Source organism: Planococcus shenhongbingii (assembly GCF_030413635.1).
Taxonomy (GTDB): domain Bacteria; phylum Bacillota; class Bacilli; order Bacillales_A; family Planococcaceae; genus Planococcus; species Planococcus shenhongbingii.
Genome location: NZ_CP129235.1, coordinates 2,640,138 through 2,652,374, shown reverse-complemented (window position 1 = coordinate 2,652,374; position 12,237 = coordinate 2,640,138). Strand labels below are relative to the sequence as shown.

The window sequence follows — 12,237 nt, the reverse complement described above, 5'->3', positions numbered from 1 at the left end:
TTACTATAAAAGCTGAGCAATTTTAGGAGGAAAAAGAATGTTGGAATTTGACACAACAGTTGATGCACTAGCAGTTATTAAAGTGATCGGTGTTGGCGGCGGAGGAAACAACGCGGTAAACCGTATGATCGAACACGGTGTCCAAGGCGTGGAATTCATTGCTGTAAATACAGATGCACAAGCATTAAACCTTTCACTAGCTGAAGTTAGACTTCAAATCGGCGGTAAACTGACTCGCGGACTTGGAGCAGGCGCTAATCCAGAAGTCGGCAAAAAAGCCGCTGAAGAAAGTAAAGAGCAGATTGAAGAAGCTCTTCGCGGAGCAGATATGGTATTTGTTACTGCAGGAATGGGCGGGGGAACCGGTACAGGTGCTGCACCTGTCATCGCTGGAATCGCAAAAGAACTTGGCGCTTTGACTGTAGGGGTAGTTACTCGCCCATTCACGTTTGAAGGCCGCAAACGCGCTACCCAAGCAATCAGCGGAATTAGCACGATGAAAGAATCGGTTGATACGCTAATCGTTATTCCAAACGATCGTTTGCTTGAAATCGTTGACAAGAGCACTCCGATGCTTGAAGCATTCCGTGAAGCGGATAATGTTCTTCGCCAAGGGGTTCAAGGGATTTCAGATTTGATCGCCGTACCGGGTCTTATCAACCTTGACTTTGCCGATGTTAAAACAATTATGTCCAATAAAGGATCAGCTTTGATGGGCATCGGTGTCTCTTCAGGTGAAAACCGTGCTTCAGAAGCTGCAAAAAAAGCTGTATCAAGCCCATTGCTTGAAGTTTCCGTTGACGGAGCAAAAGGCGTCTTGATGAACATAACAGGCGGGTCTAATCTTAGCCTTTATGAAGTTCAAGAAGCTGCTGATATTGTAGCATCTGCTTCAGACGAAGATGTGAATATGATCTTTGGATCTGTCATCAACGACAACTTAAAAGATGAAATTGTGGTAACGGTTATCGCTACAGGCTTTAATGAAGAATTGCTGCAGCCGAGAACGCCAAGAGGATCAGGATTAAACTCAAGCCGAGTGCAGTCCATCCAACAGCAAACTCCACCGCCTTCGCTTCGTGAAGCACGCCGCGAAGAACAGCGCCGTGAAGAGCCGACATACCCTGCTTACCAGCAAGAGCCTGTGCGCCAGGAAAAACAGGACGATGCATTAGATATCCCTACGTTCTTGCGCAATAGACAAAAAAGAAGATAATAGAACAGCTGCCTGTGGGCAGCTGTTTTTTTGTGACTATTTTTATTATGGGGTTTATGGCAAAGAGCTGTCGTTGAAAAAGAGTTCAATCAAATTATTCACGTTCTCTCTCCGGTCTTCAAAATTAACACGATGCAATCGTAAAAGCATGTACACAAATGCCTCTTTCACAACTATGATTAAGAAAAACTATTCGGATTTCCTAACATGGCTTTGAGAATAGGGCATAATTGATAAAAAATCTGTTACTTGGTACAATAAGTTGAACATCTATAGAAAAGATAGAAAAGTTGTGAATCCATGAAAGCCATTAAACCAGTGTATGAAGAAATCAAAACTCAATTAAATAATATCCAGCCGGATATTCAGGTCATTGCAGTCACTAAACAGGTGGGCATTGAGCGCACGGAAGAAGCGATTGCAGCAGGAATTCGCCATATTGGCGAAAATCGTCCGGAAGGGTTGTTGAAAAAACGGCAGGCGATTAAAGCAGATGTGAACTGGCATTACATCGGCAACTTACAGACAAGAAAAGTCAAAGAGGTCATTGACCAAATTGATTATCTGCATTCTTTAGACCGAATGAGTTTGGCGAAAGAAATTCAAAAACGCGCTGCTCATCCGGTGAAATGTTTTGTGCAAGTAAATGTTTCTAAAGAAGAGTCTAAAAGTGGTTTGTTTGCTGAAGAAACCTTGGATTTTGTAAAATCACTGAAAGCCTTCGATAAAATCCAAGTAATCGGATTAATGACGATGGCGCCAAACACGACAGACGAGACTGAGATCCGCGAAGTATTCAAAGGATTAAAAGCGCTGCAACTTGAAATTGCTGCTGAAGGATTGAGCCATGCCCCTTGCACTGAATGTTCAATGGGAATGTCGAATGATTATGAAATTGCAGCGCAAGAAGGAGCAACTTTTGTGCGTATTGGAACTGCATTAGTTGGGTCAGAAAGTGAGGCAAAGTGATGAGCATTAAAAACAAATTTAAAAACTTTTTTTACTTGGAAGAGTTCGAAGAAGAAGAGCCGCCGGCAGAACAGCCGAAGCAACAAGCAGCTTCACGCTATGAAAAACCTGCAACAGTTCAAACAGAAATTCGCAAACAATCAAATGAACGGAGACAAAAAACAGTGGAAACAAGTGCACCTAATTTGATCAGCCTGCAAAGTGCAGTCAAATCTTCAAAAATGATTTTAGCTGAACCGAGAGTTTATGCAGAAGCTCAAGATATTGCTGAGAATTTAAAAAATAAACGTGCCGTTGTCGTTAATTTGCAGCGGATTGAAAAAGACCAAGGCTTGCGGATCATTGATTTTCTAAGTGGCACCGTGTATGCACTTGGAGGGGATATTCAGCGCATCGGAACGGATATTTTTCTTTGCGTGCCGGATACGGTTGAAGTAGACGGAGCAATATCTGATTATTATTATGACGATGAACAATAAAAGAGGTGGATGAACAACCAATGATAGCTCTATTGAATTTAATCTTAATGGCTATAAATATATACTCATTTATTTTGATTGCCAGCATCTTAATGAGCTGGCTGCCAAATGCGAAAGAATCAAGTATTGGCCAAATGCTTTCCCGCATTACAGATCCGTACCTTGATATTTTCCGGAGGTTTATTCCTCCGCTTGGCATGATCGACTTTTCTCCGATCGTCGCAATTTTCGCTTTGAATCTTGCAAGCCGAGGCATAGTTGTTCTGTTTTCTTATTTCGTCTAATAACCTCACGATAAGTGAGGTTTTTTGCTTGAAGCCCATTTAATTTCGTAAAGGAGCCATTCCCATGGATTCATTATTTCAGCATTTCAGAAAAGACGAGCAGCCGTTCATTGAACAAGTCGCTGGCTGGATGATTGATGTAGAAGACCGCTATACGCCTAAGCTGACTGATTTTCTTGATCCTCGCCAGCGGTTTATCGTAACTTCTGTCATCGGAGGTTCAAATGACATCCAGATGGCCGCGTCGGGATTATTTAAAGACGCCGAAAGACAGCGTGTGTTGTTGTATCCATCTTATTATGAAGTGCAAAAAGAGGATTTTCAGATCACGGTTTTTGAATTGAATTACCCGACCAAATTTGTTACTCTCCAGCATCCGGATATATTAGGCTCCATGATGTCGATTGGCCTGGATCGCAGCAAGTATGGTGACATCCGAATCAAGGGCCAGCAGATTCAGATTGCCGTTGCTGATGAAGTCAGCGCATACTTGCAGGCGAACTTTACAACGGCTGCAAAAGTGAAAGTGCATTTAGAAGAGGTAAGTTCTGACAGCGATTTTATAAATGTGACAGAAGAATGGACGGAAGAAAGCCATACAGTCAGCTCTCTGCGCCTCGATACGGTCATTAGTTCAGTCTATAATATTTCCCGCCAAAAAGCGGCTGCTTTAATCTCTGGAGGCAAAGTAAAAGTGAATTGGACCGTCCAGGAACAGCCAGCATTTGAATTGAATGAATCGGATATGATATCATCTCGTGGGTATGGACGTGTGAAAATGGTGGAAATCGAAGGCCGTACCAAGAAGGATAAAATCCGTCTGCTGATTGGCCGATTAGAGAATAACAAATAAGCAGTTTGAAAAAATGCGAAATATTACTGATATTTACTGCTACGGACTGTATAATGTAAAGAAACGAAGATAATTAAGGAGAGGTGCCCTAAATGCCATTATCCCCGCTGGATATACATAATAAAGAGTTTAGCAGAGGATTTAGAGGATATCAGGAAGACGAAGTAAACGAATTCCTGGACCAAATCATCAAAGACTACGAATTATTATTAAGAGAAAAGAAAGAATTAGAGGATCGTTTGGTACAGACAGACGAACGTGTCGGCCATTTTACAACGATCGAATCCACTCTTCAAAAATCAATTGTTGTTGCACAGGAAGCTGCTGAAGAAGTTCGCCGGAACTCACAGAAAGAAGCGAAACTTATTATTCGTGAAGCTGAAAAGAATGCTGATCGCATTGTCAATGAATCATTGACGAAAGCCCGCCGCATTGCGATGGAAATCGATGAGTTGAAGAAGCAGTCAAAAGTGTTCCGCAGCCGTTTCAGAATGCTTGTTGAAGCACAATTGGACTTGATTGACACAGATGATTGGGAAACATTGATGGAGTATGATATCGATACGACCAATCTGGATAAACTGGAAGAAAAGAAAGAAGTTTACTGAGCTTGACGCAAGAACTTCTAACTTCTATAATTACGTCATATATTAAAAAGCGTTGACGGAGACAGTACTCTTTATAATTCGATAAAGCGAGTCAGGGACAGTGCGAGCCTGATGAAGAATGTTTTGAGGAAAATCACTCTTGAGCAGAATTGGTGAACCGATTGAGTATCCAATTCCGTTTCCACCACGTTACGGTGTTCGAGTGGCAGCAATAAGCTGCAACAAGGGTGGTACCGCGAGTTTAGCTTCTCGTCCCTTTCCAGGGATGGGAGGCTTTTTATTATGTCTACAGGAGGAATTACAATGGAATATAAAGATACATTATTGATGCCGAAAACAGATTTTCCGATGCGCGGCAACTTGCCGAACCGGGAACCGGAAATGCAGAAAAAATGGGAAGAAATGAACATTTACCAAAAGTCGCTGGAGCGCACGAAAGGCCGTCCTTTCTTCATTCTTCATGATGGACCTCCATATGCCAACGGCGACCTTCATATGGGACATGCCCTAAACAAAGTATTAAAAGATATGATCGTCCGTTCACGTTCGATGATGGGATTCCATGCACCATACGTGCCAGGCTGGGATACACATGGATTGCCGATTGAACAGGCTTTGACCAATAAAGGGGTTAACCGCAAAGAAATGTCTCTTGCGGAATTCCGTAAACTCTGCGAAGAATATGCTTACGAGCAAATCGATAACCAGCGTGAGCAATTCAAGCGGATCGGCGTCCGTGGCGATTGGGAAAATCCTTATGTGACCTTGAAACCTTCTTATGAGGCCCGCCAAATTGAAGTATTCGGCAAAATGGCAAACAAAGGCTATATCTATAAAGGGTTAAAACCGGTTTACTGGTCTCCGTCGAGTGAATCTTCACTGGCAGAAGCGGAAATCGAGTATCAGGATAAAAAATCACCTTCTATCTATGTATCATTCAAGGTAATTGATGGAAAGGGCGTCTTGGCAGAAGGTACGAAAGTTCTAATCTGGACAACGACTCCTTGGACAATCCCGGCAAACCTTGGAATCACGGCACACGCTGATTTCAACTATGTTGAGGTTTCTGTAAATGGATCATTGTACATGGTTGCACAAGATTTATTAGAAGTAGTGGCGAAAGAAATTGAGTGGACGGATTATGAAGTTGTCCGAGAGTTTAAAGGGGCACAGTTAGAGCATATCCTGACACAACACCCGCTTTATGACCGCACTTCTTTGATGATGCTCGGTGAACACGTTACGACCGATTCCGGTACTGGATTTGTCCATACAGCTCCAGGACACGGGGAAGATGACTTTTTGGTCGGCAAGAAATACGGTTTAGACGTTCTTTGCCCTGTTGACGAAAAAGGCATAATGACAGCAGAAGCTCCAGGATTCGAAGGCCAGTTCTATGACAAGGCCAATAAATCCATCACTGAAGCGTTGGATGAAGCGGGAGCTCTTGAGCATCTAGAATTTATCACGCACTCGTATCCACATGACTGGCGGACGAAAAAGCCGGTTATCTACCGCGCGACTGCCCAGTGGTTCGTGTCTATCGAGGCGTTCCGGGATCAAATCTTAAAAGCGATTAACGAAACAACTTTTACACCGGCATGGGGCGAGACGCGCCTATTCAATATGCTGCGTGACCGCGGTGACTGGAATATCTCGCGCCAGCGTGTATGGGGAGTGCCGATTCCGGTATTCTATGCGGAAAACGGTGATCCAATCATCACAAAAGAAACTATCTCTCATATCGCTGATTTATTCCGCGAAAACGGATCCAATATCTGGTTTGAACGTCCGGCAGCAGAATTATTGCCGCCGGGATTCACGCATCCAAGCAGCCCGAATGGGATTTTCATCAAAGAAACGGACATCATGGACGTATGGTTCGACTCGGGTTCTTCACACCAAGGTGTGCTTGAAGAGCGGGAAGATCTTCAATATCCGGCAGACTTGTACTTGGAAGGCTCTGACCAATACCGCGGATGGTTCAACTCATCATTGACAACTAGTGTTGCGATCAATGGCATCGCTCCATACAAAGGAGTGTTAAGCCACGGTTTCACGCTTGACGGAAATGGCCGCAAAATGAGTAAATCTTTAGGGAATGTTATTGTTCCTGCTAAAGTAATGAATCAGATGGGTGCAGATATTCTTCGCCTTTGGGTAGCTTCTGTTGATTACACGGCTGATGTGCGTGTATCTGATGATAACTTCAAGCAAGTTTCTGAAGTTTACCGCAAAATCCGCAATACACTGAAATTCCTTCACGGCAACTTGGCGGATTTCAACGAAAAAGAAAACCGAGTGGCATTTGAAGATATGCGTGAGATGGACCAGTACATGGTCATGAAACTGCAAAAAATGATTGAAACGGCTCGCAAAGGTTATGAGACGTATGATTTCTCATCAATCTACCATGCATTAAATGGTTATTGCGCAAACGATTTAAGTTCATTCTATTTGGATGTCGCAAAAGACGTCGTTTATATCGAAGCTGCTGATCATCCGCATCGCCGAGCTATGCAGACCGTTATGTTCGATTCGTTGATGGCCATCTTGAAATTAGCTACGCCAATCATTCCGCATACAACTGATGAAATGTGGGGCTATTTAGGATTCGTGGAAGAAGAAAGCGTTCAGCTGACTGATTTCCCGGAAAGTGAAATGAACCCGGCATTTGCAGATCTTGAAGTGAAATGGGCAAACTTTATGGATGTCCGCGACGATGTGCTAAAAGCGCTAGAAGAAGCCCGTGCTGCGAAAACTATCGGGAAATCACTCGAAGCGAAAGTGACCGTTTATGGCGCAGAAGAAGTAAACAGCTTACTTTCATCTGTGGACGAAAACGTTGCTCAATTGTTCATCGTGTCTCAATACGAGTTTGGCGGAACGATTGACCAAGCACCAGAACATGCTTTGAAATTGAACAAAGTTGCAGTGGTTGTTGAGAAAGCCGCAGGCGAAAAATGCGAACGCTGCTGGACAATCTCTGAAGAAATCGGCAAAAACGAATCACATCCGGCATTATGCCCGCGTTGTGCAAGCGTCGTCGAAAAACAATACGCATAATATGAATACTGGAAAGCTGCCGGGAGAAACCCTGGCAGCTTTTTTGTTTGTTTAGTTGTGACAGTTTGCTGTTTAGTGGGTAGTTGCTTTCGGAATATTGGCAAGTGGAGACAAGAAACTTAACTTATCAAATGTGACATTTCAGGCAGTTTCCTTTTTTAAGTCGGTATGTGGTAAAATAAACTGACTGATGAATTGACGGGGGAAACACATGTTTATTATTTATTATGGGATTGCACTGCTGATTGTTGTACTGGATCAGTGGACCAAATGGCTGGTAGTAAAAAATATGGAACTGGGTGAACGGATCTCTGTCATGGACCCGTATCTTGGATGGCTTTCGCATCGGAACCGCGGAGCGGCCTGGGGGATGCTGGAAGGGCAGATGTGGCTGTTCGCTATTATCACAGTGGCTGTAGTAGCCGGGATTCTTTGGTATTTTCATAAGCACGCAACCGGAAAACCTTTATTTCAATTAAGTTTGATGGTGCTGCTCGGCGGAGCAATCGGAAACTTTATCGACCGCATGCTGCGCGGTGAAGTCGTAGACTTTGTGGATGTGCTGATTCCTGTCATCAATTACGATTTCCCGATTTTCAACGTGGCGGATGCTGCATTGACAGCGGGTGTTGTGCTGATGATCATATTTATCATCATTGATGAAAAACAAGAAAAGAAAAAGGTGTCTTAATGGAAATTGAAGATTTGACAATAGAAATAACAGAAGAAATGGCTGGCGAACGGATTGACAAAGCCGTATCGTCAATCGACGAAGACTGGTCCCGCTCACAAATCGCCAACTGGGTAAAAGACGGCGCTGTAAAAGTGAACGGCGTAACAGTTAAACCGAATTACAAAGTACGTATGGATGACATCATTATCGTCTCTCCGCCATTACTGGAAGAGCTGGATGTGATTCCAGAAGATTTAAATTTGGAAATCGTCTACGAAGATGCGGATGTTCTGGTCGTGAATAAGCCTAGAGGAATGGTGGTTCACCCGGCTCCGGGACATGCAGGAGGCACTCTTGTAAATGGACTTATGTTCCATTGCACGGATTTATCAGGCATTAACGGCGTTGCGCGTCCTGGGATCGTCCACCGTATTGACAAAGATACATCAGGCTTATTGATGGTTGCCAAAAATGATATGGCCCATACTTCTTTAGTCGATCAGTTAGTGAAAAAGACAGTTACCAGAAAATACATGGCCCTTGTCCATGGCCATATTCCGCATGATAAAGGGACAATTGATGCGCCGATAGGCCGGGATGTGAAAGACCGCCAGAAGATGGCAGTCATTGATAAAGGCAAACATGCTATTACGCATTTTCGTGTACTGGAGCGTTTCGGCAATTACACATTGGTTGAGTGCCGTTTGGAGACAGGCCGCACCCATCAGATCCGTGTTCATATGAAATATATCGGTTTCCCATTAGTTGGAGACCCGAAGTATGGACCGAAAAAAACGATGGATATTGGCGGGCAAGCGCTGCATGCTGAAGTCATTGGCTTTAATCATCCGCGAACTGGTGAATATCTTGAATTTTCCGCTGAAGCGCCAGAGGAATTCTCTGAGCTTTTGGAATCTCTTCGAGAGAAAGATTGACAAAGCAATAGCTTGTTCTTTATACTTAAAAAAACAAATCGAATAAGCAACACCTTTAAAAACGGTCCAGAGAGGCCGAGAAGGTATTTACGCTGGCTGGGAGACTGTCTCCCACGCTGAATTTTTCTGCGCATCTAACCTCTTGCCTCTCCGGCAAGAGGTTTTTTATTTGGAAAAGGAGTGGAGTCCATGGCAGAAAAAGCGGATATTTTGGATGAAAAAGCGATTGCAAGAGCCATCACCCGAATCGCCCATGAAATCATTGAACGCAATAAAGGAATCGACGATTGCATTTTGGTCGGCATTAAAACAAGAGGAGCATTCATTGCAAAGCGACTCGCTGAAAAGATAGAGCAAATTGAAGGCAAGCCGATTTTAACCGGTGAGCTGGACATTACACTTTACCGGGATGATTTGAGTCTCAAGAACAAGAATCAGGAGCCACTGGTCCAGCAAGTGGATATCTCGCATAATATTTCAAACAAAAAAGTGGTGTTGGTGGATGATGTCCTGTATACAGGTAGAACGGTCAGAGCTGCCATGGACGCTGTCATGGATCTTGGCCGCCCGGCACAGATCCAGTTGGCTGTCTTGATTGACCGGGGCCACCGGGAATTGCCGATACGGGCGGATTTTGTCGGTAAGAACATCCCGACATCAAGCAACGAACGCATCGTCGTTCAAATGGAAGAAAGTGACGGCAGCGATCGTGTAGCGATACACGAATAGAAATGGAGAGATATGACCGTGAATGAAGCAGTACTCGATGTACAAGATCAACCGAAAACGGTCCAATGGATTTCATTGAGCCTACAGCATATGTTCGCCATGTTCGGTGCGACGATTCTCGTTCCAAAATTGGTCGGCTTGAGCCCGGCGATTGCGCTTTTGACAAGCGGCATCGCAACTATCATTTTTATCCTTATCACTCAGTTCAAAGTGCCGGCTTATCTCGGTTCATCGTTTGCGTTTATTGTGCCAATCACCATTGCAACTGAAACCGGCGGCATCGGTTCAGCGATGATCGGAGCGATGTTTGTGTCGCTCGTCTATGCCATCGTCGCATTGATCATCTGGAAGACCGGCTACCGGTGGCTGATGGAACTGCTCCCGCCGATTGTAGTGGGGCCGGTCATTATCGTCATCGGACTGGCATTGTCTGGAACAGCGGTTGATATGGCGATGAACATAACGGTAGACGGTGTGAGCCAATATAGCATGAAACATTTCTCTGCAGCACTTGTGACATTAATAACTGCCATCATCTGTAATATCTACTTTAAGAATATCATCAGCTTGATGCCAATCCTGATCGGCATCATTGCAGGGTATCTGTACTCGGCAGCCATCGGAATTATCGATTATGCACCGATTGATCAAGCGAACTGGTTCCAAGTGCCGGACTTTCTGATTCCGGGAATCGACTACAGCTTTACCGTAACGCCGACGCTGCTGTTCGTCATGGTGCCGATTGCAATCGTAACCATTTCCGAACACATCGGACACCAGCTGGTACTTGGGAAAATAGTTGAACGGAACTACATAAAAGATCCCGGTCTTCACCGCTCGATTCTTGGAGACGGCCTGGGCACATTGGTTTCATCTTTTGTCGGAGGGCCACCGAAGACAACTTACGGCGAAAACATCGGAGTTCTTGCCATCACGCGCGTATTCAGCATCTATGTCATCATCGGAGCCGCTGTGTTTGCCATCTTGTTCTCGTTTTTCGGAAAACTGATGGCAGTCATCGAGACCATTCCAACAGCGGTTTTAGGCGGCATCTCCATCCTGCTGTTCGGTATTATCGCATCATCCGGCCTGCGCATGCTGGTAGACAACCGCATCAATTTTGGAGACAAACGGAACCTGGTCATTTCTTCGGTTATCTTGGTTATCGGGATCGGCGGAGCGAAAATTCAGTTCAGCGAGTCGTTCTCAATCGAAGGAATGGCGTTGGCAGCCATCGTAGGCGTTTTACTGAATCTGATCTTGCCAGGACGCAATAAAGACGAAATTGATCACGGAACTTAATAATCACCTTTTAATGAATGTCCAGAGAGGCATGGAAAGGGTCGAAGCAAGGGCGAATTATGCCTTTATTTCCTCACACCTTCCTGCCTTCAGGAAGGTGTTTTTTTATCCGGTTTCAACGGTCAGTAAGACTCCCGCTTTTTGAAGTAGGAAATCAACTGACCATAAAAACCCGATTGGTTCAACTAATATTCAGTGGATGAAGAAAACCCCCACTGAGTAAAATTTCTCTTTATGAAAGGAAGGGATCCACTTGCCAAACGTACTGACAATGAACAACTTGAAAAATTCAACCATCATGAAATTGCTGAAACGGGCAGGAGAATTCGAGCGCGGCGAGCAACATCCAATGACAGGCACTATCGTCAACTTGTTCTATGAACCAAGCACACGGACGAAAATGAGTTTTGAAATGGCGGAACATAAAATGGGGCTGACGGTGCTGCCCTTCGAAACTGCATTTTCAAGTGTCCAAAAAGGAGAGACTTTGTATGACACTGTCAAAACTTTTGAATCGATTGGCGTGAACGGAATCGTTATCCGACACGAAGAAGAAGCTTATTATGAAGAACTTAAAGGCTGCAATGTCGCCATCATTAACGGAGGCGATGGTTCGGGGCAGCATCCGACACAGTCATTGCTGGACTTGTACACCATCCACCAGGAGTTCGGCCGGTTTGAAGGAATCCATGTAACGATTGTTGGAGACATCGCCCATAGCCGGGTGGCAAAATCAAATGCTGCGGCACTTGAACAGCTCGGTGCCAAAGTTTCGTTCGTCTGTCCGAAAGAATGGAGCGGCAACTACAAAACGTCGCAAAACCTGGATGACTTTCTCGCTGATACAGATGTGGTCATGATGCTGCGCGTCCAGCACGAACGCCATGCGGTATCCGCCTTGTTCTCAAAAGAAAACTATCACGCACAATATGGCCTGACCGTTGAGCGTGAACGGAAAATGAAAGACTCGGCGATCATTATGCACCCCGCTCCAATCAATAGAGGAGTTGAAATCGCGGATTGCCTAGTAGAATGCGAACGTTCGCGGATATTCAAACAAATGGCAAACGGAGTTTTTGTCCGGATGGCTGTACTGGAATATGCATTAAAAGGGAGAGAATGA

Annotated in this window: 12 protein-coding genes and 1 other annotated feature; all 12 genes read left to right on the top strand. The window is 44.6% G+C overall.

Annotated features, from left to right (window positions below; all coding sequences use genetic code 11):
- The first annotated feature begins 37 nt into the window (after positions 1 to 37).
- Complete coding sequence (gene ftsZ, locus QWY16_RS13115; protein WP_300989668.1) at positions 38 to 1,216, top strand: cell division protein FtsZ; 1,179 nt, start codon at positions 38 to 40, stop codon at positions 1,214 to 1,216.
- A gap of 300 nt (positions 1,217 to 1,516) precedes the next feature.
- Positions 1,517 to 2,185: a YggS family pyridoxal phosphate-dependent enzyme gene (locus tag QWY16_RS13110; RefSeq protein ID WP_300989667.1), complete on the top strand. Its 669-nt coding sequence runs from the start codon at positions 1,517 to 1,519 to the stop codon at positions 2,183 to 2,185.
- Positions 2,185 to 2,664 (top strand): cell division protein SepF, encoded by a 480-nt coding sequence (locus QWY16_RS13105; RefSeq protein WP_300989666.1) that lies wholly within the window; start codon positions 2,185 to 2,187, stop codon positions 2,662 to 2,664. The genes QWY16_RS13110 and QWY16_RS13105 overlap by 1 nt, the downstream gene beginning before the upstream one ends.
- Positions 2,665 to 2,684: 20 nt before the next feature.
- Positions 2,685 to 2,948 carry a YggT family protein gene (locus QWY16_RS13100; RefSeq protein WP_300989665.1) on the top strand — a complete coding sequence of 88 codons (264 nt, stop codon included), beginning with the start codon at positions 2,685 to 2,687 and terminating at the stop codon, positions 2,946 to 2,948.
- A 64-nt stretch (positions 2,949 to 3,012) separates the two neighbouring features.
- Positions 3,013 to 3,801, top strand: a complete 789-nt coding sequence (locus tag QWY16_RS13095) for a YlmH family RNA-binding protein (RefSeq protein ID WP_300989664.1) — start codon at positions 3,013 to 3,015, stop codon at positions 3,799 to 3,801.
- Between the two features lie 92 nt (positions 3,802 to 3,893).
- Positions 3,894 to 4,409, top strand: coding sequence for a DivIVA domain-containing protein (locus tag QWY16_RS13090; RefSeq protein ID WP_300989663.1), 516 nt, complete (start codon positions 3,894 to 3,896; stop codon positions 4,407 to 4,409).
- Between the two features lie 43 nt (positions 4,410 to 4,452).
- Positions 4,453 to 4,669 (top strand) — a binding site (T-box leader).
- Between the two features lie 43 nt (positions 4,670 to 4,712).
- Entirely contained in the window at positions 4,713 to 7,475 is a 2,763-nt protein-coding gene (gene ileS / locus QWY16_RS13085) for an isoleucine--tRNA ligase (RefSeq protein ID WP_300989662.1), read from the top strand.
- A 211-nt stretch (positions 7,476 to 7,686) separates the two neighbouring features.
- On the top strand, positions 7,687 to 8,166 hold the full coding sequence (gene lspA / locus QWY16_RS13080) for a signal peptidase II (RefSeq protein ID WP_300989661.1): 480 nt from the start codon (positions 7,687 to 7,689) through the stop codon (positions 8,164 to 8,166).
- A gap of 5 nt (positions 8,167 to 8,171) precedes the next feature.
- Positions 8,172 to 9,083 carry an RluA family pseudouridine synthase gene (locus tag QWY16_RS13075; protein ID WP_300993445.1) on the top strand — a complete coding sequence of 304 codons (912 nt, stop codon included), beginning with the start codon at positions 8,172 to 8,174 and terminating at the stop codon, positions 9,081 to 9,083.
- Between the two features lie 189 nt (positions 9,084 to 9,272).
- Complete coding sequence (gene pyrR, locus QWY16_RS13070) at positions 9,273 to 9,812, top strand: bifunctional pyr operon transcriptional regulator/uracil phosphoribosyltransferase PyrR (protein ID WP_300989660.1); 540 nt, start codon at positions 9,273 to 9,275, stop codon at positions 9,810 to 9,812.
- An 18-nt stretch (positions 9,813 to 9,830) separates the two neighbouring features.
- Positions 9,831 to 11,114: a solute carrier family 23 protein gene (locus tag QWY16_RS13065; RefSeq protein ID WP_300989659.1), complete on the top strand. Its 1,284-nt coding sequence runs from the start codon at positions 9,831 to 9,833 to the stop codon at positions 11,112 to 11,114.
- 253 nt (positions 11,115 to 11,367) lie between these two features.
- Entirely contained in the window at positions 11,368 to 12,237 is an 870-nt protein-coding gene (locus QWY16_RS13060; RefSeq protein WP_300989658.1) for an aspartate carbamoyltransferase catalytic subunit, read from the top strand.

Coding starts and splice junctions, on each gene's coding strand:
- QWY16_RS13105 (WP_300989666.1), top strand. CDS start 2,185: ATGAGCATTAAAAACAAATTTAAAAACTTTTTTTACTTGGAAGAGTTC.
- ileS (WP_300989662.1), top strand. CDS start 4,713: ATGGAATATAAAGATACATTATTGATGCCGAAAACAGATTTTCCGATG.
- ftsZ (WP_300989668.1), top strand. CDS start 38: ATGTTGGAATTTGACACAACAGTTGATGCACTAGCAGTTATTAAAGTG.
- QWY16_RS13090 (WP_300989663.1), top strand. CDS start 3,894: ATGCCATTATCCCCGCTGGATATACATAATAAAGAGTTTAGCAGAGGA.
- pyrR (WP_300989660.1), top strand. CDS start 9,273: ATGGCAGAAAAAGCGGATATTTTGGATGAAAAAGCGATTGCAAGAGCC.
- QWY16_RS13100 (WP_300989665.1), top strand. CDS start 2,685: ATGATAGCTCTATTGAATTTAATCTTAATGGCTATAAATATATACTCA.
- lspA (WP_300989661.1), top strand. CDS start 7,687: ATGTTTATTATTTATTATGGGATTGCACTGCTGATTGTTGTACTGGAT.
- QWY16_RS13110 (WP_300989667.1), top strand. CDS start 1,517: ATGAAAGCCATTAAACCAGTGTATGAAGAAATCAAAACTCAATTAAAT.
- QWY16_RS13095 (WP_300989664.1), top strand. CDS start 3,013: ATGGATTCATTATTTCAGCATTTCAGAAAAGACGAGCAGCCGTTCATT.